Consider the following 26,804-nt stretch of genomic DNA (forward strand, 5'->3'; position numbering starts at 1 on the left):
TGAAATCATTTGACTTCTAACCCTCCTTCCTCTCAAGCGTTCAATGCCCCGAATATCAAGGATTCCCAGCAACCAGAAACATTACCCTGTGCTTCGGCTACCCGGATTTATTGGCAGGACGCACCCATGAACAGGTTGAAGGCTTTCCTCCAGATTTATCGGTTTGGCTTATTTGTCGCAATCTTCCTATGCTTGCATGCCTCCTTGGGTTTTGCTCAGACGCCCCCTCAAACCGCCTCCAGGGACTCCCGAAAACTAGAGGAAACATTTGAATTCCCTCAGTTCAAGATCCGCACAAGTTCTTATTACCACAATCAGGATGGAGATTCCTTTGTGTATCAGAACGCGAAAATCGAATGGGAAGATATGGTGCTGGAAGGCGATGAAGTTCGGGTTAACCGAAAACAGGGAATGATCATCGCCACAGGCTTTGTGCACTTTACCGACAATGATGTCATTGCCACAGTGGACCGCTTTGAAATGGATCTCAAGACCCGTGAAGTGCTGATGTACAATGCGGTGGTCTATGATTTTAAAAACAGTGCTTACCTCACCGCTGAAAAAATCCGCAGAATCGATCGTAATTATTTTCAGGCCCTGAATTGTGGCATCACGACTTGTGATCCGGAGTCACCGGTCTGGAGAGTCACCAGTTCAGAAATTAATTATTACATGGAAAATTTTTCAGCGGCCTCCGGCGCCAAACTTTATATCCGTGATGTTCCAGTATTCTATTTCCCTTATGTATTTTGGCCGACAGTCACAAAACGCCAGAGTGGAATGCTGTCCCCGGGCTACAGTCTGATCTCCAGCAGTGACAAAGCTTACAAACTCGGGTATGTGGTGGATATGCCCTATTTCTGGGCCATCGACCAGGATCAGGATCTGACCACCACTTTTCAATGGATTGAACTTCGTGGAAAAGGTCTGCAACTGGAATACAACTATGCCTTTCGGGAGAATATGTTTGGCATGCTGCGTTATCGCAGAATTGATGAAGACCGGCTGAGTGTGGACGAAGACAGGCGCTTGACGCTGGATCTCCCACGCTTCAAGTATGAATTTTTTCATAACCAAACGGTGATCGACAACTCCACGCGGATGATTATTTCCACAACAGGATACAGTGACGGGCAGTATAAACGGGAATATGACCGCACAGACTCGTCCTTACGTGCCCGTGATACGACCTTATCTCTTACCCGGCAATATGAACAGGGAAATGCCTCGCTGGTGTTTAATCCTTATTCCCTGTTTGAGGCAGAATCCTGGGAAAACAGAAAGCTTCAGGATTCAGCTCTGCAACAATTGCCTCAATTTACCTTCAATGTGAGTGGCAATCCCTGGGATGAGCTGTCCCTGACACTTGAAACATCGGGCAGCACTACCCGTTATTACAGAGAAATCGGCAGGGGCGGTGTGCGTACAATTGCCACTCCGAAAATCAGGTATCAATTTCCGTTTTTTGAATATTTCAAAGCGAACCTGGGATATGGCAAGCGGTTTTCTTTTTATGATGTCGATCATCCACAGTCCTCATTTGCCATTGATATTGAAGTGCTGGACGCGGAAATCAATACAGCGCTGGAGCGTATATTTGAAGTGGATGAAGGCAATTACAGCCGTTTCAAACACATCATAACGCCCAGAATCATGTACACTCAGGTAGCGGATGTTCATCAGGAACAAAGCATTGCAGTCAGTTTTGACGGGGAGGATTCTGTCAAGTCACAGCAATTGATCACTTACCGTATTGAGAACGTGCTGTTGGCCAAAAAAAGACTGATCGAACGGGCCATCACCCTCAATGAATCCGGCTATCTTCAATTGCGAAAATTTAACCTGAAACCCCAGATGTTGCACCGCATCCGCCCCATGGTGGGACAGGAATTTTCCGCCGAAATTGAATTTCTGAATGAACTGGATCGTATTACTGACGGAGAACTCAGCGAGGCGCAAAAAGAAGAAATCCTGGCGGTTGCTCAGCGTGGAGTTTTAAGAAGTACCTTGCACAAAACCGGACGTGCCACCTATGAAAGTCCCAGTTGGGTTTTTGCGACATTCAGCCTGACTCAGCGCTATGATAAACTCAAGGACGATATTCATCAAACGTTTCGGGGGCCCGTTGAACTGAATTCCGAGACAGACCCCGGTGAACCATTGTTGCCCTTGATACTGGAATGGGGACTCAACCCGGGACCGGCGTTTTCATGGAATTTTATGTTGCGCTACCACCATCAGCTTTCCAGGATCATTGAATCCAAGGCTGATTTTCAAGTCAGCATTGATCGAAATACCTCCAATATCAATTTTCACAACAATGAAAGTACCTTCCGGACTCCTGATGGTTTTTTACATCAAAACACTTCCACTTTATCTTTCAATAATTCGTTTGCCGCCACCGATGAACTGAGCGTGGGGTTTTATGGGAAATTGAATCTGAGTGCGGATGATCGCAGTTTCGAACGCAGGCTTGTGGAGGATTCTTTTTCCACCACATATCGGTCCAATTGTTATGCACTGCAACTGAGTCTCAGGGAAAATGTGACTAAAGTTCAGGAGGAAGCTCCGGAAGGTGTGACACCAAAAGAACGGGAAGTCGTAGATCGCACTGTGTATTTTACTGTCACCTTTGGCCCCTCCGCTCTGCCAACAATACAGGCCAATGAAACGTATGTCCGTGAACATCCTCCCTTGTAAGCCTGCCATGAAACCTTTGAATCACACCTTAATACATCTGCTCCAGCTTGTCCTGTTTTTGAGCATTCTGCTTCCAGAACTCAGAGCGGAAACAGAATCGGCCACACCTGCGCAACCCGCACCCCCTCCCGGCATTGACATTCGAAGCCAGGAATCCAGAAAATATACCAGAGAACCTGATTTTCTCCATACGCACCTTGTTTCACGCTGGCGTGGAGGATATTTTGGAATTGGTTTGAGGCATCTCCAACTCCAGATCATGGATGACCTCGTCGAGGATAAAAATGTGGAATCCAATGGAGCGGCCTATAACATCGGCTTGCTCTGGGATGAAAGAATTTTTGAATATGCGCGGCATGTCTCGATTGTGGATCCCCGAAACGGTGTCGTTTTCAAAAACCGCTTTTTTGACCGGGTTGAAATCATCCAGAATAACTTCTGGTATATCTGGGCGCCACGAATTGCCACCTCATTATATTTTCATCTGGGAATGGGACTTCAGCTATCACAACTCCGTACTCTGGGTGACGGTATCTCTGAACTCTTTGAAGAAAATTCGCTGGTTGGTGGTGCGGGTTTTGCGTGGTTTCTAACAAACAGTCTGGTTGTACAATACCGTTTGAGTTATGGTTCCTATTCATCGGCACTTTCCGAACAGCAAAAAGAAATCTTTCTGAACAACTCCCTCATACAAACCTTGTATTGGGAATACTATTTTTCTCTCTGACACAAAAAATCCGCACGAATTCACCGAGGATCCTTCAGCGTAACGCTTGTTGATGTTGGCCGGCGATCAGGTCTTCAAACCAAAAAACTGAAAGGATTTCGCCCTGCGAAATTACACGTCAGTTCAACCCTGTGAGTTCTTTTTTATTGACAAATGACTCAGGGTCATTTACCGTTCAGGGTATCAACTGACCCCAAGTCATTTATCGGACAAAAGTATGAAGATTCAACATCGGGCTATTCAGGACGAACAAAAAATGGAGCGTCGTCAGGAGATTCTTTCTGCGGCACAGAAATTACTGGAAGACAATGGCCCCAATCTTCCAGCCGTACAGGACATAGCCACACAGGCTGGTATGGCTAAGGGGACGGTATATCTGTATTTCAAGACAAAGGAAGAAATATTTTTTTCATTGCTGGAAATACAAGTTCAAAAATGGCTGGACGAAATTGATAAAGTATTGGAGGGCGCACCCAATGAGGTCAGTGTGGATCAGGTTGTTTCCGTGCTGTATCAATATGTGTTGAACAGACCCTATGTGCTTCATCTGACCAATATATTTTATGGAGTCCTGCAACCAAAGATTTCCCCCAAAGCAGTTTCCCGTTATCAACGTAATATCGCAAAACGGGTCTACAAAGGTGGACGCTCCATTGAGCGTGTGTTTCCAACTCTGAAAAACGGACAAGGGTTTCATTTGCTACTCAGCAGTTATGCCTTGATGGTGGGGTTCTGGCAACTGGCTGAGCCTGTGTCTACGGCACTCCCCGCCGTTAAACTGGTCGGCATAGTGATTGATTTTAATTTTGAAAAAGATTTAAAAGAAGCACTGAGTCGCTTGTGGAAAGGGAGTTTAACCCCTTGATTTCACGCCAAACAATTAGGGATTAATATGAAGACATCTATGAAACAAGAACAGAAATATGATTATGACTATATCGTGATCGGCAGTGGTTTCGGTGGATCGGTTTCAGCATTGAGACTGGCTGAAAAAGGTTACAACGTGTTGGTGATTGAAAAAGGAAAATGGTACAAACCACTGGATTTCGCAAAAACCAACTGGGATCTGAAACGCTGGATGTGGATGCCGGCCGCCAGGTTTTATGGAATTTTCAAAATGAGCCTGTTTCAGCATGTTTCCATTCTTTCCGGGGTGGGCGTTGGCGGTGGTTCGCTGGTGTATGCCAATACGTTGCCTGTGCCAAAAGAGAAATTTTATAAAACCGGTGCCTGGGCTCATCTGGGGGACTGGGAAAAAGAATTAAAACCTTACTATGACCTGGCCTTGAAAATGCTGGGTGCCACGCCCAATCCGGAAATGCAGGTAGGCGATAAAGTTCTTGAGCGGATCGCGAAAGACATGGGGCGGGAAGCTCATTATGGCCCTACAAATGTTGCCGTATTTTTTGGAAAACCGGAGAAAACAGTGAAAGATCCCTATTTTGGTGGAGAAGGACCAGAACGGACAGGATGTAATTTTTGTGGCAGTTGCATGGTCGGTTGCCGGGTCGGCGCAAAAAACACCCTTGATAAAAATTATTTGTATCTGGCCCAGAAAAAAGGAGCCAAAATTCAGGCTGAAACGCAGGTGTATGATGTGGTGCCACTGGATGAAGCCGACGGATCCACTGGATACAAGGTTAAATGTGAAAACTCCATCAATTTATTAAAAAAGGATAAACAGGAATTCACCTGCAAAGGCGTTGTTTTTTCAGGTGGCGTTCTTGGAACCAATGAACTGCTACTGAAATTAAAAAAAACCTCCCTGCCACGCCTTTCTGAAAAGGTGGGACATGACATTCGTACCAATTCTGAAAGCCTGGTCACGGTCACCTCTACTGACAAAAACGCCACTTTTTCCAAAGGAGTGGCCATTGGTTCCATCCTGCATACCGATGATAACAGCCATGTCGAACCTGTCCGCTATGCTCCGGGCAATGGGTTCTGGCGGTTATTGCTCATCCCTATGGTTTATGAGAAAAATCCCTTGAAACGGTTTGGAAAACTGGGAATGGACTATCTTCGGCATCCGCTGAAAAATCTGAAAGTCATGTCTGTGAATGACTGGTCAAAACAAACACAGATCCTGCTGTTCATGCAGACCCTGGACAGCAAACTGAAGTTATCCCTGGCACCGTTTGGTCAGATGATGACTTCTCTGGTAGAAGGCCCCGCCCCGAGTTCCTTTATTCCCGAAGCGGAACAAATCGCGGGTAAATTTGCCAGTATTGTTAATGGAAAACCACAGGTCCTGTTCAACGAAACATTGTTGGGCATTCCCACGACCGCCCATATTTTGGGAGGAGCCATCAAGGGAAAAGACGCGGCAGAAGGTGTGGTTGATAAATATAACCGGGTCTTTGGTTATCAAAACATGATGGTTTGTGACGGTTCTATGGTTTCGGCCAATCCCGGAGTCAATCCATCCCTGACCATCACCGCCTTGTCGGAACATGCCATGAGTAAGATTCCGGCTAAATAACCAGATTTCTAATCTGGCGTAAATTCATGAATCGTACTGCTTATAAAATCAGTTCACGTATTCTAAACACAATCGAAAGTTCCCAATAGGAGAAATCATGATAAATCTTAAAGTTTTCAAAGATGAAACAACTCGTACTAAAGCGATCGAATGGGGTCTGGACAGATTAAAGCAATTATTCCCGGGCATTGATGTTGAAGAAAAACTGAAACAACCGCTGGGTGAATTGCTGGGACGTCCTTCAGTAAGAACCCCGAAACCACAGGCACCCGCAAAAGAAGTACCCAAACCAGCCACCAACAATATCCTGAATCTGGCCTCAATTCTTGACTCATCCGCCCGCGAGTTTCCCTTGCAGACCGCGCTTGTGCTGGGTGACAAAACCTTCAATTATGCCCAACTCAATGGTGCTGCCAATAAAATCGCAAACGGCTTGCTTCAGGCTGGAATCAAAAAAGGAGATCGAGTCGCGTTAACCTGCCCCAATCTTCCCTATTTTCCCATGGCGTATTACGGCATTTTGAAAGCCGGAGCAGTGGTGGTTCCCATCAATGTCCTGCTTAAAGACAAGGAAATTGAATATGTTTTAAAAGATTCTGAAGCCAAAGCCTATTTCTGCTTTTCCGGTACCCCTGAACTCCCGATGGGTGAATGGGGTTGGAAGGCCTTCAATAATGTCAAAACCTGTAACCATTTCATCTTGATGACTCCTGATCCTGCCGCAGCGTCACCTATTGAAGGTGCCACTACGTTGGGACAATTCATGAAAGATCCGTCACCTGTTGCGGAAACTGCTTCCACAGCGCCTCAAGACTCTGCTGTTATTCTTTACACATCAGGAACAACAGGAAATCCAAAGGGTGCCGAACTGAGTCATGTCAATCTCATGATGAATACCTTTGTCGCCAGAGATTTATTACAGACACCAAGAGGGGAAACACAATTGATTGTGTTACCAATGTTTCATTCCTTCGGACAGGTTGTCCAGATGAATACCGGAATCCTTTGCGCTCACAAACTGGTGCTGGTTCCAAGGTTTGAACCGGGAATGGTGCTGGAATTACTTGAAAAACAGGCAGTGAATATATTTTGTGGTGTTCCTACCATGTATTGGGCCTTGCTGAATCATCCACAGAAAGACGCAGTTCAGAAAGTCCGGGATGCCAAACACCTGCGGTTGTGTGCGTCAGGTGGCGCGGCGATTCCAGTGGAAATCATCAAGCAGTTTGAAGATTTTTTTGAGGTGCCCATTCTGGAAGGCTATGGTTTGTCAGAAACATCTCCAATTGCCACTTTCAATCACATGCATCACACACGCATTCCCGGTTCTGTCGGAACACCGGTCTGGGGCGTTGATGTCAAAATTGTGGATACTGAAGACAATGAAGTGCCCGCAGAAACGGTTGGAGAAATCGCGATTCGTGGGCACAATGTAATGAAAGGCTATCTCAATCGCCCCGAAGCCACTGCTGAAGTCATGAAAGGCGGCTGGTTTCATTCTGGGGATCTCGGAAAAAAAGACAAGGAAGGACATATTTATATTGTAGACCGCGTGAAAGACATGATCATTCGTGGTGGTTTCAATGTATATCCCCGTGAAATTGAGGAAGTCCTGATGACCAACCCGGGAATTTCACTGACTGCGGTGATTGGTGTGCCTGATCCTAAAATGGGTGAGGAGATCAAGGCCTTTATAGTCCTGAAAGAGGGTGCAAAATTGACTCCTAAAGAGATCATTGCATGGTCCAAGGAAAGCATGGCAGATTATAAATATCCCCGAATTGTGGAAATCTGCAAAACGCTGCCGATGACCGCCACAGGCAAGATTCTTAAAAAAGAATTGAAAACTCAATAACACCAACCAGATATCTGACAGGAATTCACATGACACAGAATTACAGAATTTCCAAAGACAGCAGCCAGATTCGTCTTCTGCTGTACAAAGAAGCAACACTCTTGTCGCCCTTGGCCCATAACCATGTGATGGTGATTACAGACCTTGACGGCATGATTCGTTATGATGCGCAAAATATTGGCAAATCCGGACTCAGTGTCACCATTCCTGTCTCAACATTTAATGTGGATTCAGAACAGTTCCGGCGCGAAGAAGGGCCAGATTTTGCCAGCAAAATTTCTGATCGGGATATAAAAAAAACGACGGAAATCATGCTGGATAAAGATATTCTTTACGCTAGAAAATTTCCGACCATGTCTCTGGATTCCCTGTCAGTATCCGGCCAACTTCCCCAACTTTCTGTCAAAACCAGTATTTGCATCAAGGGCAATGTCTGTGAAGTGATGTTGCCGGTCCATGTTGACATAGAAGCAAACCAGATGAAAATCGCTGGTGAGATCATGTTGAAGCAGACTGATTTCAAAATAAAACCCGTCAGTGTTTTGCTGGGAAGCATCAAGGTGCAGAATGAGTTTCAGGTAAAATTTAATATCGTTGCTGAGTTGGAATAAGACATCATCGTGGCACAGAAGTTATTGTTGGCGAGATCCATCAATCCTTCTGTGCGGCAATGACAAATGTGACTTCATTCCCCTTGTCATTATAACTCAATGATTTGCAATATATTTTTGACAGAATCAGTCCTCTTCCGTTTTCCCACAAAATTGCGTCCTCAGAGAATGCATCAGGAATCTGACGCCAGTCGAAACCGTTGCCTTCATCTGTAATGGTGAAGGTTGCTTCCATGGGGGTATATTCTAATCTAATGTGCACCTGTCGTTCAAGATACTGAGGATTTTGGGTTCTTTCTTTCACTAGCTTATCCCAGTTGCCTTCTGTTTGTGCTAATCGTTTTTCTTCTCCATTTATTTCCCAGTTACCATGTTCAATGGCGTTGGCTAGCAATTCATAAAATACCGTCTGGATGGATACGACCTGAGAGATGTAGTGTGAATTATAGAAATATTGTAATAGACACTGGCTGGTACTTGCCATCAAAGTGATATCACTCTGAAGATGCATTTCACAGCACAGATAATCCAGATTTTCATAATTGATACGAAGTGCTTTTTGTTCATGGATAAATCCGAATACTGAACGGAGTGTGTCTTCAATGACAGACAGGCTGGATGGTTTTCTGAAAAAAGTGGTTGCCCCACCACGCAGCGCTTCCAGAATGATACTTTCATCTCCATGAGCACTGGTCACAATGACCGGGATTCCTTTATTCTTGATACGTATTTTTTTTAACAATGTAAGGCCATCCATCACAGGCATTTTGACATCGGTAATCACCATATCCACAGCCTGATTTTCCATTAACTGGAGAGCAACTTTTCCGTTTTCCGCTTCGAGTATTTTCACAGGATAAGGACTGAGTGAATGTATCACACGGGATAACGTTTTGCAGATATTTGGTTCATCATCCACAATCAATGCGGTAATGATAAAAGACATGGAGAGCTCGCTATTTTATGTTGATGGCAGACTGATTTCGAAAGTGGTTCCTTGTTTTGGTTTGCTTTTGACAGTAATTTCACCGTGATGATGCTGGATAATATTATAGCTGATAGATAGTCCCAAACCGGTTCCTGTGCCAGCATCTTTGGTAGTAAAAAAAGGATCAAATATATGCTTTAGAATCTTTTCCGGAATGCCATGGCCATCGTCTGTTACGCTGATCAATACAGTTCCATGATTATTTGTTTTTTGCTTGAATTCAGTACTGATGGTTAGTTTCCCATGACCATTAGGCATTATTGCGTCATGGGCATTTGTGAAAAGATTGACAAATACCTGTTCTAACTGGTGACGATCCCCAGTGATTTGATGTGCTGGTTCCGCATAACTTTTTTCGAATTCAATATTTGCCAGACGAAACTGTTCTTTGAGCAAGATAAAACTCGAATCAATCACTTCCTCCACATACAGCGACTCAAAATGAGTTTCCTGTTTCCTTGAAAAATTACGCAAATGATTGATGATTTTCATCATTCGGTGAATCCCTTCAATGGTGAGTTGTAGCGTTTCATACGCCGTTTGCTGATTCAACTCAGTCCCATTGCGAAGTTCCAGTTCCACATTGGTCAGGATATACGAAAGAGGTTGATTCAGTTCATGAACAATCCCGGAGGCAAGCTCTCCAATGGAGGCCAGTTTTGCAGATTGAATCAACTGACTTTGAGCCTGCGTGAGTTCCTGATGTGCCAGCAAAAGTTTTTCATGGGATTGTTTCAACTCACGTTCGGTTTTTTGTTTTTCAATAATATCATGTTGCAGAATTTCGTTGTTTTTTTGAAGTTCTTCTTTGATTTTAGTGAGTTCCGCATTGGCCTCTTCAAAGTGTTTGGCCTTATGGGTCGTGATGGCCAGTTTTTCGGTAAGAATCATGGCAAAAACACGAAACAGCACATTTTTCAGGGGATCATCTGAAACCTGTGCATATTCACCAATGTCTTTGGCGCTAATGGAAAATAAATCTGTTGCGACCTCAGTTATCACTGTTGCTGCACAGGGTTTATGGCTGATGATGCTCATTTCTCCAAACACATCTCCCATGCGTTTCAGACTGAGAATATATTCATTGCTGGCGTAAACACCTACGCCACCCCGAATTAAGAAGTAGACATTGGAATTGACTTCACCTTCTTTCAAAATCACATCTCCTGGAGGATGTTTGGTAATTCGGGAGATGTTCGCAAGTTTTTGAAGAATGGGTCCCGGCAGAGGATTGAACAATCTGGAACTGCTTAAATATTCCGCGATTTCAATATTGTCCTCAAACAACTGTTCATCAAAATCAGACATAAAATTCCACCAATTCAAGAGTTACATATTCAGTAGTCTTTAATAGTTTTTTTTAATGAGGTCAATTTTTTATCAGATATTGTTTTATTTTGCGTCTCCCTGAAATTGCTGGCATCCTTATAAAAAATTTGGAGATTCTCTACATCCCAGTGTGATCGACACATCATTTTCCTGCCTTTTTGTTTCAGTTTATGCTCTGGCTTCCTCTCACATTGCTGACCGCACTCTGTGTTTCTCTGATGCAGGTATTTCAGAAACAGTTGCTGCATCAGGATCTGGATGAAATTCTGCTATTGTGGTGTGTGAATCTTGCGGCATGGCCGTTTATGTTGATGTCCTTGTTTTGGTTTGGCGTTCCGGGATGGAACATGGAAGCAACAGGAATACTGATGATTTCAGGCGTAATGAATCTGCTGGCAACTTTTTTATCACTCAAGGCTCTCAAGCTTTCGGATATTTCCCTGACAATCCCAATGCTGTCATTCACTCCAGCATTGATGCTGCTCACGTCCCCCCTGCTATTGGGTGAATTCCCACGCCCTCTGGGAATTGCAGGAATTGGTCTGATTGTTACAGGCTCCTATGTTCTTCATCTGAAAAACTGGTCCGATGGTTATCTTGCGCCAATCACTGCTGTATTTCATGAAAAAGGCACACGATTGATGTTGCTGGTCGCACTGATTCTTAGCGTTCTGGCGAACATTGACAAAATCGGTGTCCAACGAACATCAACCATCTCATGGGGTGTCGCGGTCAATACGTTTCTGGTGATTGCGCTCACACTGCTGGTGGTGCGAAAAAAAAAGTTTTCAACAGCGCTGATTCACTGGAAAAAATTGACGACCATTGGGTTGTTGTATGTGATTGCCTCATTTTCCGGTTTGATTGCCATTCAATTGACACTGGCCTCGTATATGATTGCGGTCAAACGCACAAGCATCCTCATGAGTGTCTTCTGGGGCTATCTTTTTTTCAATGAACCCCAAATCAAAAAAAGGTTTATAGCCGCAGTCATTATGGTTTCCGGCATCATCCTGATCGCTTTTCAGAGTCAGCGATAGCTCAAATTGAAAGCCAAATCATTGTTGCGCTTTTTGAGTTGAACAGGAACGTTTAGAAGGACGTTGGGCGTGAACGGTAGATGTCGTCCATGATCTGTTTCAGTGGGGGGAGTTCAAGAGCACTTTCGGCGGATTTCATAAATTCAGTCAGATCATTTCCTTCCAGCCATTCATAAACACAGGCCTGCAATCCCATTTCAAGACGGTCAATCTGCCTGATAAATTCTGCTTCAGGTGATTTACCTGACTCATATTCCTCCCACAACAGAATATATTTCTGTCCATTCGGAAGTTTTTCAAAGGTTTTTTTAATTGAAGCCAGTTCCAGTTGATATTTTTCAGATGAGAGAATTCCATCCACAGGAGTGATATCTCCTGCATGAATTTCACCCAGGTCATGAATCAATGCCAATGTGAGAACTTTTTCCAGATTGAGCGGAGTGGGGGACTGAGATGCCAGCAATAGTGCGATCAATGCAAGGCCAAAGGAATGTTCGGCAACGCTCTCACAGACTTCTTTCGGGATACCACGTTTGAGCCATCCCTGACGATAAAGCAGTTTGAGGCGGTTGATTTCAAAATAAAACTGAAGCCAGACTGAATCGTGTTGATGCGAATCCGGCTTTATATCGCTCTTGATCTGCATGGTTGTCATGCAGTGTCATTAGAGGCTTCTGCTTTTGGAGAATTGTTCAATCCAATCCTGAATTTAAATCGAAAAATCCCTATGGCAATTTCATCGCCATCTCTGAGGAAACGATGCTCAACACGGCGATTGTTGACTAGGGTTCCTTCCTGACTATGGCTTAGATTCTGAATTTTGTATTGGCCACCAATCCGGACTATTTTTGCATGTTTCAACGAGACGTCATTTCCTTTCAGGACCAGATCATTCATGTCAGAAGAACCAATAAAAATAACACTGCGGATGAGAAAATATTCATGCCGGTTGTTTTCACTGACAAGGGTAGGAATTCCTTTGCGTATGGGCCCCCTTGCCTTGCTTCGATACACAGGTAACGAAACTTCAACCGGTGCTTCTTCCGTGGATGTCATGGGAGAAACCGGATTTCGAAACAGCAGTGTCATCTCTCCAATATCCAGAATATCACCATCTTGAAGCAAGGTTCGATGAATTCTGCGTCTATTGATCAGCAAAGCATTCTTGTAATTTTTGTCTTCCAGCAAAAAGGTATTCTGCTGAGGAGACAGGTTGACTTTATTCAGATTTGCCGAAAGTCTTAAATTTGTCCGGGTATTGATTTCTGTAAGAAAATCCAGGGTATAAAGTTTCTGTTCCAGAGGAATCAGTTGATCATGTTCACCCGGTGTTAAAATTTGAAAGGTTGGTTGAAGATAATGATTCAGCTTGGATTGAACAATCCTGGTTCTGACAAAAACGCCCACAAACAAAAGCACCAGACCACTCAGGCTGATCACGATGGAAACAGGTGTCGGCGAAACCGGCCAGACCGGCGTTGCGTTCACTCTGGACTTCATCGAATAAATCTGTTCCTTGTGTTTGAGAATGATTTCCAGATCATGAGATTTGTTTCCAAGAAACCCGAGATGATACGACAGCACATATTCCCCTCTCAGTTTATTGATAATTTTATCCATCACGACTGGTAATTCGGAAATGGAGTTTATCGAAACAAACTGACCATTGGTGCTTTGACTCCAATTAAACAGCCATCCGTTTGCGGCATTTTCACCAAGAACAACATACAACGGAGTGATGTTATTGTCCTTTAGCAGGTCTCGCGATTTCTCCCACTGATTCATGAATTCCGGAGTCGGTGGATCTATATCTTCTGAAATGACAATCAACCATTGTCGACGATTGACTGCATGGGGAAAGGAAGGAATATTACTGAGCAGAAAGTCAATGAAAGACTCTCGTCGGGAGACCCCATAAGTTTTTTTTTGGAACTGGACATATAATTCTCCCCGGTCTTCATAAAAAGACGAGGGACCTGATTCAGCGCCATTGAAATTCAGGAGAAGTTTATCACCACTCAATTTTTTGGAAATGAGTAATCTGCTGGCTGAGTTAATAACCTGTCCCGTCGTATCATCACTCAGGTCCAGATTGATCAGGAGCGCCGTGTTGAGGTCAAATAACTGTTTGCGATAAACCATTTGACGAAAAGGAGCAAAGGTCCCGTTGATTTTTAAGGCGACACTCTCCTCATTAACCCCTTCCAAGGCCACACCCGTGTCATCGACAGCCTCCATAAACACATGGTGGAGACCTCCCGCATAACCATTGATCGAATCAACCGCAACAATTTGCGGTGTGGAAAAAAATGAAGAATCTGCGAATGTCCAGGGGACAACTCCGCAGACCAGGACGAGACCCAAAGCCACCCGTCCAATGGCCCGATTTAAAGAATCCATCATTATAACTCACAAAACTGCAGTAACGCTGTTCCAATTTTAACGATGTCTCCTCTTTTCATGGATTGCTGATTGACCAAACGATAATTGATAAGAACCTGTCCCCCGGTTTGAGCATTCTGAAGAATACATTGTTGTCCCTGTTTGATGATGCGTGAATGTTGTGAGCAAACCTCTGAATAGCCTGTCAGCACAATATCATTCGCATAATCATAACCAATTGAAAATTGATCTTTGTCCAGAAAAAACGCCACACCTTCCTGTTCTCCGTTGAGTACTTTCAAATACGCATTTGATAACAAGATCTCTACAATCGCCATAAAAAAAGGAACACATATCCCAATGACGACAATACCCAAAAAACTGCTAAGGTTTTCCAAAGGAATCAGGAGAAACCCTTCCAGAAAAATTCCGCCAAACAATCCACCCAATGCACCATTAAGCGTTTGCAAGAAGAAACGCCGGGTTAATGGACGTGAATAACCTGTAAATGAAGCGATACCAGTCGCCCACAGAGTCCAGGCAATCACGCGGACCACTGACGCAGAAACATAAAAAGCAAGGAGACTCTGAGCACATGTAAATGCGATCAGGGCAATCACTAGCCCCAGTATGCTTCCCAACAAAAGTTTGCGTCGGGCCAAAGACCAGTTCTGATTAAGAAACGCGTCTTTGGCATAGATAAAAGCGCCTAATCCGGCACCTGTAAAAATTCCCTGATACACAAATAAATCCAGAAATGGAAGAGGGTAGTCCAAATAGATATAGGCCAGCAATTGAAACAACAACCACCCGCAAATACCTGCTGTAGTGCCAATCAGGATTGTAGTCAAAATTCTTTGTGTCCGCATAAATCAATTTCAGGCGTTTCAGTTTCAACTCACAGTTTTTATCACAAAAACTGGAGCAAAATATCTTTTCAACAATTGTTGTCAGGCATCAGAAGATTAAAAAATACTCAACCATCGGATTTGATACTGCATTCAATGGTAACAACAATTCACAGAAAAAGAGCAGGATGTGATATTCATGTTGTGGCATCAACCACACATGAACCCAATGATTCAACTCCTGCCTGTATTGCGGGTTAACAAAACAGGATTCGCCGTTCTGTCAGGATAAATGCTGTTTGCAATATCGGGAGGATCTCAGGAGGGAATCCTTTGGAGCTGTGGAAAGAAAGATCGTCCTTCTCCATCTTTCCACAACAGGCAGTAGGTAAAAAATACTGCCCAAAACCACAAGTTATTTATAAAATGCTCAACTAGAAAGTTGGTTGCGCAACAACTTTCTAACGTAAGCCGGAATATCAAGATTATTCAGCAGTTTATGTGGATCCTGATTCTTCACAAAGGAGGGAATATCCCGTTCAAGTCCATATCCTCGGGTTGTAACAGGTTTCCACTGAGGAGCTTTTTCTTTGGAAGTCGCACTTTCCGGGACTTCTTTTTGAGACATTTGATAATGATCTGACATTGGTTCAGACTCAGAATCAACTGAATAAAATTTTTCTTCCGGAACGTCCGGGGCAACTGTTCTTTTTGTTTGATTCAGTTCAACTTTTTTATTCTGCTCTGTTGTTGATTTGGCAACGCCTGATTCTTGTGCCAGTTGACGCCCAATCTCACGAACAGTTGTCAATTTAACAGTATGAGTAGACATATCTTCTGGTTGAGGGCCATCTTCTTCATCCTTGACCATCATTACTGGAGGCTCAATTATTTTTTGTTCAGACTGCATGCCGGTTTGGATTGTTTTCTGCTGAACATTTGCAGTCAACTGAGGTGAGAACCCTTCTCGAGGAGATAATGTTGAATTCAAAGCCTCAGTGTTTTTTCCCAAAGGCGAAATAGCTGGTTGTTCTTTTTTTATTTGTTCCAGGGGCTGAAGCAAAGGATTTTTCAGCGTATTCATCACTGTGTCAGTTCTCGATAGCGAACCTTTTGCCTGAGTATCTGTCATTGGACCAGGCTGAATGGCTGATTTTGACGCGAATGACATTTCCTGTGATGGCACGCTTTGATGGCGTGCCGTTGAAACGGCTGGTGACCAGGATGAACCTCCGGGCAAGTTTACAGCAACTTTTTCTTTTACAGAAACATGAGGGGTCGCCGCAATATCCACAGGGCTATCCGGAAAACCGGTCGCAATAACAGTGATCATGATCTGATCCGAAAGATCAGGATTGATAGATGTTCCCCAGATAATTTCAGCATCTTCATGAGCTTGCTGTTGAATAAAAGAAGTCGCCTCATTGATTTCATGCAGAGAAAGATTTTCATTCCCTACCACATTGATGAGAATCCCTTGGGCACCTGTGATTTTACAGTGACTGAGCAGTGGGCTATGAATGGCTTTCTCAGCCGCTTTTTTCGCGCGATTTTCACCAGACGCAATGCCTGTTCCCATCACAGCTTTGCCTTTATTTTCCATAACCGTTCGAACATCAGCAAAATCCAGATTTACCACACCATTAGAGGTGATCAAATCTGAAATCCCCTGAATTCCCTGACGCAACACATCATCGGCCAGCCGGAAAGCTTCTTCCATGGAAGTTCGGTTGGTGATCATTCCCAAGAGGTTATCGTTAGGGATTACAATGAGTGTATCCACATACTTCTTCAATTCCTCAATTCCCTGTTCTGCGTTTTTTCTACGCTGAGGGCCTTCAAATTTAAAAGGCATTGTCACCACCCCAACGGTGAGTGCTTTCATTTCCCGTGCGATTTGTGCAACAACTGGAGCGGCCCCTGTTCCTGTTCCGCCACCCATTCCGGCTGTTACGAAGATCATATCCGCGCCTTCAGCATATTCTCTGATCTGGCCCATGCTTTCTTCTGCCGCTTTGTGACCTACGGCAGGTTTCGCACCGGCACCTAAGCCACTGGTACTGCCAGCCCCCAGTTGTAATTTAAAGTTCGCCTTTGATTTTTTCAGATCCTGCAGATCTGTATTAGCCGCTATAAAGTGCACTCCTGCGACTTTTGAATCAACCATGCGATTCACTGCGTTGCCGCCACCGCCACCGACGCCAAAGACCTTAATGACCGGGTCATCATTTTCAATTACTGGTTTCATATTTGCGAATCCAACCATAATCCCCTTTGTTATATTAAAGTTTCTTATTCTTTGATTGTTGAGAAAAAATTTGTTGATTATGTAACAAACTGTCTTTGTTTTATGCTGATATTCAAAAATAAATTGAAAATTTTTATCTAAAAGAATTCATGCAACCAGTCTTTCATTCTCCGGGAAACTTTATGAAACAAATTTGATTCATCACCGGAAAAACGTAATTTGCTCTGACTGTTCAGGCCATAACGCACAAGTCCCACGCTTGTGGCGTATTTGGGCGAGTAGATCAATTCCTGCAACTTGCCGATATGTTCAGGGAATCCAACACGAACCGGAAGATTCAGCACATCAGAGGCCAACTCATCCGCACCAGTCATGATGCAGGTACCACCAGTAATAACCACACCGGAAGCCATGACGCTTCTGTATTGTGATTTTTCTATTTCCTGGGCGATGAACTCAAAAATTTCCCTGAACCGATCTTCAATGATTTCTGCCAGAACAATTTTAGGAATAGTTCGGTTTTTTCTTCCACCGACCCCTGGCACTTCAATGAGTTCTTCGGGGGTCACCATGGATGTCATTGCGACACCATATTTATGTTTGAGTTCTTCAGCTTCAGCCAGAGGAGTTTTCAAACCAATGGCAATATCATGCGTGAGATGATTTCCACCCAATGCCAGAACAGCCGTATGAACAATGCTTCCCTCGGAATAAATTGTGATATCCGTAGTTCCTCCACCAATATCCACCAGAACCACGCCCACTTCCTGTTCATCAGAACTCAGGACGGCCTGACTTGATGCCAGTGGTTCCAGCACAATATCTTCAACATCTAGTCCTGCCTGGTTACAGCATTTGATAATATTCTGGGCTGAGGTCACAGAGCCTGTGACAATATGAACATTCACTTCCAGACGGGTTCCGGACATATTGAGCGGATTCTGCACTCCATCCTGATCGTCTACAATGAATTCCTGGGGGAGAATATGAAGAACTTCCCGATCATTGGGAATAAGGATCTGGGCGGCATCAATGACGCGCCGAATGTCTTCTTCGGTAATGGTCCGGTTATGATGGACGGTGACCATTCCATGGCTGTTTCGTCCTTTAATATGATGACCGGCAATTCCAGCATAAACGGAGGTTATTTGTTGTCCACACATCAACTCACATTCTTCCACAGCCTTTTTAATGGCCTGGACCGTTTTTTCAATGTTAACAACCACCCCTTTGCGCAAACCTTCGGATTTTGCGGTTCCAACGCCTATAACATTAAGGATATCCTTACTGTCAAGTTCAGCAGCAATGGCACAAATCTTTGTAGTTCCAATGTCCAGACCTACAACGATATTATTATTATTTTTACGTGATGGCATCCATGCTCCTCACAAAAAATATGGAAAAAAACAAACCTTAATAGGCCTATAGCATAAGAAGCTTTGATATAACAAGAAATTTTCTCAAAAATCATTGGTTTATTAACAAATTGCAAGTTGCATTTTTAAAGTGAATGGAATTTTGATATTCAAATCATCTTTGATAAGAACAAACACCCCCATCAATACGCTGGGTTTCACCTTGAGCACAGGGTGCTTTTCTGAGATCTGAGCGGCCACAATAGTATTCTCCATCAGGCAGTTTGGCCTGCATGGCAGGAATAGCGACTTGTTCCTTGCCGGGGCGAAAGGGCGTAATCTTTCCACCCTTGACAAAAAAACGGCGGGTACCACGCTGGACCACCTGCTTACACAAATGGATAACTTCATCGTTTTGTTCCGTCGGATACTGAAAGGCTACATCCGCTGCGCAACTGCTACAGAACAGTAGTATTGCCATGAGTAAGTTCAAAGCTGAATAATGGCTCATCTCCTGATTTTTTTCAAAATGTAACGGTCTTTCAATAAAACATTTTCTGTACTTCTTTCAGTGCCAACGATGTACAGACCATGATCACACGGTCGCCACTTTCGATTTGAGTGTCACTGGTCGCCAGATGCCACCGATCATTCCGGATAATACCACCCACCAGAACACCTTGCTCACCGAATGAAGAAAATTTACTGACGGGTTTTTTGGTAATGGCGGACTTGGCGGATGCTTCCAGTTCAACCACTTCCACATCCACACCATGAAGATGTGCCACTGATAAAAACTCACTGCGTCTGATGAATTTAAGAATTTCGTTGGCCGCTGAAATTTTGGCACTCAACGCGACATCCAGACCAATCGTTGCTGCCAGCACCAGATAGTCTTCCTTGTTCACCAGTGCGATGGTTTTACCCTGTGTGCCGCGAGGATCACGATTCTGTTTATTCATTAAATGCTTTGCCAAAAGACAGCTTACGATATTGGTTTCATTTTCACCGGTTGTCGCAATGAAGGATTCCATATCAAGCAGTCCTGCCATGATCAGTACATTGGCATCAGTTCCATCACCATTCAGAATTTGTGTGTTTTTCAACTCAGAGGCCAACAATTCTGCGCGATCCGCGTCTTTTTCGATAATTTTGATATCCACATTTTTTTGTAACAACTCCGCAACACGCCTTCCGACCATTCCACCACCAAGAATCATCATCCGATAGATATGACGCTGTTCAATGCCCATTTGGGACATGAATCTGGGCAGATTTTCTCCGTTGACCAGTATAAATACCTGATCATTGGGTAAGACCGTGTAGTCCGGAGGTGGAATCAACGATGTTATACCTCTTGCTATCACAATGATACGAAATGGCAGATCGGCATTTGATTTTTGAATTTCATCAATGGATTTGTGGATCAGTGGTGAGCCATCCCTGACTTTTAAGGCAAACACCTTGATTTGTCCATCGCCAATATCAATCACATCATTCCCCGCGGTACGCCGGATCAATCCTGAAATCTCCTGGGCAACAAGTTCTTCAGGGTGAATCATTAAATCCAGTTTCAAATCCTGTGTTGATAATAGAGAGTCTTTTTCACCAAAATCAAGGGACCGGACTCTGGCAATTTTCTTTGAAATACCAAAACGTTCAGCAATCAGTGAAGAAATCATGTTCAGCGAATCATTATCAGTCGCGGCAATGATCAGGTCCATTTTTTCTGCACGAGCCGCTTTCCAACATCCCAGATCCAGAGCGCTACCATGAATAATTCTCGCGTCAAGACTGTCACTGGCAGAGCGGATCAACGCCTGACTTTGCTCAATCGCAGTCACAGAATAGCCTTCATGAACCAGGCGTCTGGCGACATGCAAGCCGACACCACCTAACCCCAGTACCAATATATTTTTAATTGCGCTCATAGTTCCATTTTGTCAGTAAGTTCAACCATAACCCTGTCTTTTTCGCTATTTATATAGGGAACGGAACAGAGTCCAGAATTTCCAGCATCACAGGCTCTCCGTGCTCCTGTCTGGAAAATATTAACCGATGCTGATTGGCTGGAATGAAAGAATTTCTGATATCATCCGGTATGACATAGTCCCGCTGGAAGCATAGTGCCAATGCTTTGCACAACCGCATCCACATCAAGGCACCGCGTAAACTGATTCCCATCCTGATTTTTGAATGCGAGCGGGTGAGTTCTATCAATTGATGCATGTAGGTCACCAGTTCGTCAGACACAGAAACTTCATCCACACAAGGTCTAAGTCTCATCACATCCAGCGGTTGTATCGCATGCTCATGCTCCGGGATATCCCCGGCATGAAAGCTTGCTTTACGGAGGAGGTGTTTTTCCACCTTTGCAGGCGGATAGCCTAAAGACAATCTGACCAGAAAACGATCAAGTTGAGATTCAGGAAGAGGGTACGTTCCCGCGAAACTGACCGGATTTTGAGTTGCGATGATAATGAATGGCTGAGGAAGAGGATGGCGATGATTGCCTATATCCACAAAATCATCCGTCATGGCCTGTAGCAGAGCGGACTGTGTTTTGGGAGAGGCACGGTTTAATTCATCGGCCAGAATCAATTGACGAAAAATAGGTCCTGGCTGAAATTCAAACGATCCGGAATTTTTATGATAAATTTCTACACCCAGGATATCAGATGGCATCAAATCTGATGTGAACTGGATACGTTGGAACTGAAGTCCCAGGACCTGACTGAGCATGTAGGCAAAAGTCGTTTTACCAACACCGGGGATGTCTTCCAGCAGCACATGACCTCCGGCCAGAATAGACGCCACCGAATACCGGATCACAGGTGACGGACGTCCGAACCATGTTTCCAGTTGCAACTGGATTGTCTGAAGGCTCTGGAATGAGGCCGATGGAACAGGCATATCAGATCATCATTTCATATTGGGAAACCCTCGGGGAATGATGGACAGGGTTTTTCGATGAAATATCCGCATCATACCAGGAACCGGCCATCGGAACACTTGACAACCCATAATATTCATCAGGATCGTGATGGGGAGAACTCAAGCATTGAGAAATCGCGCTGGCGATCCATTTCTCGATTTTGAGCACAATGGTTTTTTTGCGTAACCGTCCCTGATCATCCCGGTTGAGAATATTTGGAATCGTGTTGGTGGTAATAAACTGGGTGAGTTTGGGATTGTTCAGATTTTCACGTCCTTCAGGCGAAATATAGGTATGAGTGCAGTAAAAAAAGATATTGGCAGGCCTTGATTTGGGATTGTCGCTCAACAGATTGATATTGGCCGCAATAGTCCCACCAGTTCGAACCATGTCATCCAGAATAAACACATCCCTGTCTTTCAGCAATTCCACATCATCAGCAATATTTAATTCCACTTCGCGCTGACCATGACGTGTTTTTTCAATAGTCACCTGCACTGAATTTTTCAGGCCTGTGTATTCTCTGACTTTCTTTACAAAGTCTTCAGCTCCACGGTCTGGTGCTACAAAACCAACATGTTCGCCAAAATTTCCGAGTCGAACCAATCCGGAGCGCAAAATATAATTAGCTACAAGCGCGGCAATATCCAGATTGATAAAACATCGTTGTGCGGGGTTGTTGGCGTTCCCTATGGTTTTTTCATAAATATGCCGCATTACCGCTGGTTTATGATTGTGGACGGTCATGACCAGATCCACCCCTGAGGTTTTCAGCAAATGGGCATATAATTCCGCGGAACAGGGTTGGCCGGTAAATTTTTTTCTGGACTCAAAATCAATGACCTGTGGATGATCCAGGGTGCGGGGCCCTCTGTCCTGTGCGGAATAAAACAAATCAGGTTCAACCAGTGCGACAAATTCAGCACCGTTTTCTTTGGCGGCATTGGCGATCAGACAATTGCGCATTGCCAGTTCATCACGACTGTAATGTGGCGAGGCGGTCGAGATGATATACACAGAAGTACCTCTCAGCCCATAACCCAGATTTTCTTCAGTGACGCCATCCAGAAGAAATCGTGGACAAAATTCCTTGTTGGCGAAAGTTTTGAGTGAGATCAGATCTGAAATATCAATGAACTGTCCCTGGCTGTGCGCAATACCTAAGGCGAATGAAGCGTCACTCACATTTGACACGAGAATTTGTTTATGCATAGGGTCCATTATGTTTTATTATCGGTGAAGAATTGGGGGCGTGATAATTTTTCTGCCTTCCACTTTCAATTCCTTATTGGCGATCCAGTGGATTGCCTGAGGTAGAATCTGATGCTCCTGTACCTGAATTCGCGCTTGCAGACTATCTTCTGTGTCATCAGAAAGCACAGGCACTGCGGCCTGAATGATCACAGGTCCGGTGTCAACCCCATCATCCACAAAAAATACCGAACAACCAGTGATTTTGACACCATATTCCAAGGCCTGTTTTGCCGCATGTACCCCAGGGAAAGACGGAACAAGTGCGGGATGTGTGTTGATGATTTTCATTTTCCATTGTGTCACAAACCATGGAGAAACCAGGCGCATGAAACCCGCAAGCACAATCAACTCCACACCATGGGCAACCAACACTTCATGCATGGCCTGATCAAATTTTTCACGGGATTCATATTGTTTGTGTGAAATATAAAAAGACGGGATGCCATGATTTTTTGCGCGTTCCAGGGCATAGGCGGATTCCTTGTTGGAAATCACCACCTCAATGGATATGGGGAGATTCCCTTTTTCCTGAGCGTTGATGATGGCTTGCAGATTCGTACCGCTACCTGAAACAAGAACTCCTACAGGAAAAGGTTTCATAACGTCTCCAACCCTGCGTCTTGATGTGCTTGCGCTACTTTCTGAGCCATTTCCAGACGGTATAATTTCATCCTGGCACGCAGGTCTGTATAGCGAATGGACAACATCTGAATGGCGCTCAACGCCGCATTGACGGAGCCATTGATTGCCATGGTGGAAACTGGAATGCCTGGAGGCATCTGGGCAATGGCCAGCAATGCGTCCATTCCCTGTAAGGATGAAAGGATCGGAACTCCGATCACCGGTCTGGTTGTTTCGGAGGCGGCAACACCAGGAAGATGCGCAGCCATGCCTGCCATGGCGATAAATACCTCCACTCCGGCTACTTCCGCTTTGTGCATAAATTCACGGGTTCTTTCCGGTGTACGGTGCGCGGAAGTCACACACAGGGAATATCCTACACCAAACTGGTCCAGCACAGCCGTGGCTTTTTTCGCTATTTCAAGATCGCTTTGACTGCCAATCATAATAGCCACACTTTTTGTCGCACGTCCGTCTTTGAAATGACACAGGCCTTTGAGTCCAATATCTCTCCGATAAACCATGCCATCCCAGTGTATGTTTCGTATCCTGTCATAGGCGGCGGCTACCGCGTTTTCGAGTGTATTGCCCATGCCGGTAACGCCGACAACACGCCCGCCATTGGTGCGATAGACAGGGCCATCCTTGACAGTGCCCGCATGAAACACCATCACATTTTCGGTATTGTCATCCAGTCCGGTGATGATTTTACCTTTGGGATAATTTTCAGGATATCCTTCCGATGCCAGGACAACACATGCTGTTGGCCGTGAATCCCACTCAGCCTGCGTTGTGGATAAATCGCCTCTGGCAGACGCCCTCAACAACGGAAATAAATCGCTCTTGAGGCGCATCATCAACGGTTGACATTCAGGATCGCCAAATCTGCAATTGTATTCAATCACTCTGGGCTGTCCGCCATCAATCATCAGTCCGATATACAACACCCCCTTGTAGGGATGGCCCTCTTCGGACATCCCTTTCAAAGTGGGTTCAACCACCTGTTTCAGAATCAGGTCTTCCACAGAAGCTGTCACTACAGGTGCCGGGGAGTATGCCCCCATACCGCCGGTATTCAGGCCTGTATCCAGTTCACCGATGCGTTTATGATCCTGTGCGGAAGGGCAGGTGATGTAATTTTTGCCGTCACTGATCACAAAATAAGAAGCTTCTTCACCTTTAAGGAATTCTTCGATCACAATACTGGAGCCCGCGTCGCCGAAGGCATGGAGTTCGAGAATATTATGGATCTGTTGACGAGCGTCTTCCTTTGTCTGACAAATCAGCACACCTTTTCCGGCCGCCAATCCATCGACTTTGATCACATAGGGGGGCTTGAGGGTTTCCAGAAATTGTTCCGCTGGCAAAACTTCCGTGAATTGCCGGTATGCCGCTGTCGGAATATGATGACGTTGCATGAAGTCTTTGGCAAACCCTTTGCTGCCTTCAAGTTGGGCTGAGGCCGCACTTGGTCCGAACGCCAGAAAGCCCTCGCGCTCTAAACGGTCAACCAGGCCTTCCACCAGATATACTTCTTGTCCAATGATGGTGAGATCAATGGATTCTTGCCGAACAAACGACACAATAGCATCATGGGAATGCAAGGTAACACGTTGTGCCAGGTCTTCCATTCCAGCGTTTCCCGGTGCAACAAATATTTTGGTCACGACCGAACTCTGGCTCAGTTTCCATACCAGCGCATGCTCGCGTCCACCACTACCGATAATCAAAACTTTATGGGTCATCTGTCACCTCTGGAATAATAAAATGAATGTAAGAAATGGTTTTTTCAGACAGGCAGGAATCACTGCTCGATTCTGGGGATCCAGCCTGACATAAAAACAACGTTACAATCACTAAATATTTTAATTGTTCTGGGGATTTAAAAAGACATATTGGGAATTTTGACGGTTTTGAACCAATAGCAATACGCCTCGGGATTTATCCAGACCACTCAATATTTTCTTGAATTCATCCACATTTTTGATGGCATACTGGTTTACTTCCAAAATCAACATACCGGGCCTGAGGCCTTTGGATTCTGCCTCTGAATCCACCTCAACACTGGAAATCACAACGGCCTCTTTGAGATCGTTATAGCCCAGGCGATCAGCCGCTTCATGTGTCAGGTTTTGCACACTCAATCCCAGAAGATTATCCTCTTTTGCCGGTTCAGGGACCTGCTCATTGCTGGCCGTCGGGTCGCTCGGACGTTCTCCCAGTTTCACAGAAAAAACCATTTCCTTTCCTTTCCTCAGGACTGTAATCTTAACGGTTGAGCTAACCTTGGCATTGGCAATTTCATTTCGGAGGTTATTGCTGTTGCTGATAGATTTCTGATTCAGTTTGATAATGACATCCCCTTTCTGAATTCCGCTGGTTTCTGCTGGCGTTCCGGGCATGATGCCGGTGATCAGTGAGCCTTCGGTGCCTGACAGACCGAACGCTTTGGCCAGTTCAGGTGTCAGATCCTGAATGCTGACTCCCAGCCAACCTCGCGAGACGGAACCAGACGCAATCAACTCTTCCATGATCCTTCGCGCCATGTTGATAGAAACGGCAAAACCAATTCCCTGATAGCCACCATTTCTACTGAAGATAGCGGTATTCACACCAATGATTTCACCGCTCAGATTTAACAGTGGTCCTCCGCTGTTTCCCGGATTGATGGCGGCATCGGTTTGAATGAAATCCTCATAATCGGTGATGCCGATATTGGAGCGCCCCTTGGCACTGACAATTCCGAAGGTCACAGTTTGTGTCAACCCAAAGGGATTCCCGATAGCAATCACAGACTCACCGACATCAATGTCATCGGAATTGCCCATTGGCAGGAAATCAGGGTTGGTCACATCAATTTTGACAACAGCGATGTCCGACAACGGGTCAGTCCCGATCAGTTTTGCTTCAAATTCCCGGCCATCATACAATTTAACCACGATTTTGTCAGCTTCGCCTACCACATGATGGTTCGTCAGGATGAAGCCATCCTTGTTAATGAGTGCGCCAGACCCCAAACCTTCCTGCTTAAACTGTCGCTCCTTTTGATTCCCATGAGGCTGCTTGCGAAATCCCGGTGGAAAAAACCGATCAAGGAACTCATCATTAAACTGGTCGAATGGATTGTTCAACTGCTGACCATCATGGCCTTTCACCATTTTTTCAACCTTGATATGAACCACTCCTTTCTGGAGTTTTTTGACCAGTTGAGCCCGTGTTTTTGATTCACGGATCAAGGGTTGCAGACTGTCTGCACTCTGGGCAAAAATACTATGAGACAAAAACCCAAACAGGCAAAACACGATTCCTGTCCATAGTGACCAACGCATTGTTTTCATACACACTCCTGAGTTATTCCAATCTTGAATATTGAAGAACGAACACCATTGAACGAAAGATCCACCCACCTGTTTTTAAGGTCCACATAAA

21 protein-coding genes are annotated in these 26,804 nt (G+C 44.7%); 7 read left to right on the forward strand and 14 right to left on the reverse strand.

Annotation, left to right across the window (positions count from 1 at the left end):
* The first annotated feature begins 9 nt into the window (after nucleotides 1-9).
* The 6 genes from HQM11_08205 to HQM11_08230 all read left to right on the forward strand — a co-directional run bounded on the left by HQM11_08205 (nucleotide 10) and on the right by HQM11_08230 (nucleotide 8,375).
* Nucleotides 10-2,700, forward strand: a complete 2,691-nt coding sequence (locus HQM11_08205; protein ID MBF0351001.1) for an LPS-assembly protein LptD — start codon at nucleotides 10-12, stop codon at nucleotides 2,698-2,700.
* A gap of 7 nt (nucleotides 2,701-2,707) precedes the next feature.
* Nucleotides 2,708-3,427 carry a hypothetical protein gene (locus HQM11_08210; GenBank protein ID MBF0351002.1) on the forward strand — a complete coding sequence of 240 codons (720 nt, stop codon included), beginning with the start codon at nucleotides 2,708-2,710 and terminating at the stop codon, nucleotides 3,425-3,427.
* Between the two features lie 217 nt (nucleotides 3,428-3,644).
* On the forward strand, nucleotides 3,645-4,292 hold the full coding sequence (locus tag HQM11_08215) for a TetR/AcrR family transcriptional regulator (GenBank protein ID MBF0351003.1): 648 nt from the start codon (nucleotides 3,645-3,647) through the stop codon (nucleotides 4,290-4,292).
* 39 nt (nucleotides 4,293-4,331) lie between these two features.
* Nucleotides 4,332-5,909: a GMC family oxidoreductase gene (locus HQM11_08220; protein ID MBF0351004.1), complete on the forward strand. Its 1,578-nt coding sequence runs from the start codon at nucleotides 4,332-4,334 to the stop codon at nucleotides 5,907-5,909.
* 304 nt (nucleotides 5,910-6,213) lie between these two features.
* Nucleotides 6,214-7,764: a long-chain fatty acid--CoA ligase gene (locus HQM11_08225; protein ID MBF0351005.1), complete on the forward strand. Its 1,551-nt coding sequence runs from the start codon at nucleotides 6,214-6,216 to the stop codon at nucleotides 7,762-7,764.
* A gap of 29 nt (nucleotides 7,765-7,793) precedes the next feature.
* A complete protein-coding gene (locus HQM11_08230) occupies nucleotides 7,794-8,375 on the forward strand; it encodes a YceI family protein (GenBank protein ID MBF0351006.1) in 582 nt (193 codons plus the stop codon).
* 40 nt (nucleotides 8,376-8,415) lie between these two features.
* Here HQM11_08230 and HQM11_08235 read toward each other — a convergent pair whose 3' ends face one another.
* Together HQM11_08235 and HQM11_08240 are read right to left on the reverse strand one after the other, a co-directional pair.
* A complete protein-coding gene (locus HQM11_08235; protein ID MBF0351007.1) occupies nucleotides 8,416-9,321 on the reverse strand; it encodes a response regulator in 906 nt (301 codons plus the stop codon).
* 15 nt (nucleotides 9,322-9,336) lie between these two features.
* Nucleotides 9,337-10,671: a cyclic nucleotide-binding domain-containing protein gene (locus HQM11_08240; protein ID MBF0351008.1), complete on the reverse strand. Its 1,335-nt coding sequence runs from the start codon at nucleotides 10,669-10,671 to the stop codon at nucleotides 9,337-9,339.
* A 191-nt stretch (nucleotides 10,672-10,862) separates the two neighbouring features.
* On the opposite strand from HQM11_08240, the gene HQM11_08245 reads away from it, so the two are divergent.
* Complete coding sequence (locus tag HQM11_08245; protein ID MBF0351009.1) at nucleotides 10,863-11,732, forward strand: EamA family transporter; 870 nt, start codon at nucleotides 10,863-10,865, stop codon at nucleotides 11,730-11,732.
* Nucleotides 11,733-11,784: 52 nt separating this feature from the next.
* Here HQM11_08245 and HQM11_08250 read toward each other — a convergent pair whose 3' ends face one another.
* The 12 genes from HQM11_08250 to HQM11_08305 form a co-directional block, all read right to left on the reverse strand.
* Entirely contained in the window at nucleotides 11,785-12,378 is a 594-nt protein-coding gene (locus tag HQM11_08250; protein MBF0351010.1) for an HD domain-containing protein, read from the reverse strand.
* Between the two features lie 5 nt (nucleotides 12,379-12,383).
* Nucleotides 12,384-14,135, reverse strand: a complete 1,752-nt coding sequence (locus HQM11_08255; protein MBF0351011.1) for an FHA domain-containing protein — start codon at nucleotides 14,133-14,135, stop codon at nucleotides 12,384-12,386.
* Nucleotides 14,135-14,983 (reverse strand): hypothetical protein, encoded by an 849-nt coding sequence (locus HQM11_08260; GenBank protein MBF0351012.1) that lies wholly within the window; start codon nucleotides 14,981-14,983, stop codon nucleotides 14,135-14,137. The genes HQM11_08255 and HQM11_08260 overlap by 1 nt, the downstream gene beginning before the upstream one ends.
* A gap of 409 nt (nucleotides 14,984-15,392) precedes the next feature.
* The gene (ftsZ, locus tag HQM11_08265; GenBank protein MBF0351013.1) at nucleotides 15,393-17,210 is read right to left on the reverse strand and encodes a cell division protein FtsZ; all 1,818 of its coding nucleotides are present in this window, start codon (nucleotides 17,208-17,210) and stop codon (nucleotides 15,393-15,395) included.
* A gap of 137 nt (nucleotides 17,211-17,347) precedes the next feature.
* Nucleotides 17,348-18,586: a cell division protein FtsA gene (ftsA, locus tag HQM11_08270; GenBank protein ID MBF0351014.1), complete on the reverse strand. Its 1,239-nt coding sequence runs from the start codon at nucleotides 18,584-18,586 to the stop codon at nucleotides 17,348-17,350.
* 154 nt (nucleotides 18,587-18,740) lie between these two features.
* Entirely contained in the window at nucleotides 18,741-19,046 is a 306-nt protein-coding gene (locus HQM11_08275; protein ID MBF0351015.1) for a hypothetical protein, read from the reverse strand.
* 61 nt (nucleotides 19,047-19,107) lie between these two features.
* Nucleotides 19,108-20,496: a Trk system potassium transporter TrkA gene (trkA, locus tag HQM11_08280; protein ID MBF0351016.1), complete on the reverse strand. Its 1,389-nt coding sequence runs from the start codon at nucleotides 20,494-20,496 to the stop codon at nucleotides 19,108-19,110.
* 49 nt (nucleotides 20,497-20,545) lie between these two features.
* Nucleotides 20,546-21,478 (reverse strand): MoxR family ATPase, encoded by a 933-nt coding sequence (locus HQM11_08285; GenBank protein ID MBF0351017.1) that lies wholly within the window; start codon nucleotides 21,476-21,478, stop codon nucleotides 20,546-20,548.
* 1 nt (nucleotide 21,479) lies between these two features.
* Nucleotides 21,480-22,712, reverse strand: a complete 1,233-nt coding sequence (locus HQM11_08290; GenBank protein MBF0351018.1) for a ribose-phosphate pyrophosphokinase — start codon at nucleotides 22,710-22,712, stop codon at nucleotides 21,480-21,482.
* Nucleotides 22,713-22,730: 18 nt separating this feature from the next.
* A complete protein-coding gene (locus HQM11_08295) occupies nucleotides 22,731-23,354 on the reverse strand; it encodes a phosphoribosylglycinamide formyltransferase (protein ID MBF0351019.1) in 624 nt (207 codons plus the stop codon).
* Entirely contained in the window at nucleotides 23,351-25,120 is a 1,770-nt protein-coding gene (purD, locus tag HQM11_08300) for a phosphoribosylamine--glycine ligase (GenBank protein ID MBF0351020.1), read from the reverse strand. The genes HQM11_08295 and purD overlap by 4 nt, the downstream gene beginning before the upstream one ends.
* 120 nt (nucleotides 25,121-25,240) lie before the next feature.
* Complete coding sequence (locus HQM11_08305) at nucleotides 25,241-26,704, reverse strand: DegQ family serine endoprotease (GenBank protein MBF0351021.1); 1,464 nt, start codon at nucleotides 26,702-26,704, stop codon at nucleotides 25,241-25,243.
* Nucleotides 26,705-26,804: the final 100 nt, after the last annotated feature.

It is taken from the genome of SAR324 cluster bacterium (genome assembly GCA_015232315.1).
Taxonomy (GTDB): Bacteria; SAR324; SAR324; order SAR324; family NAC60-12; genus JADFZZ01.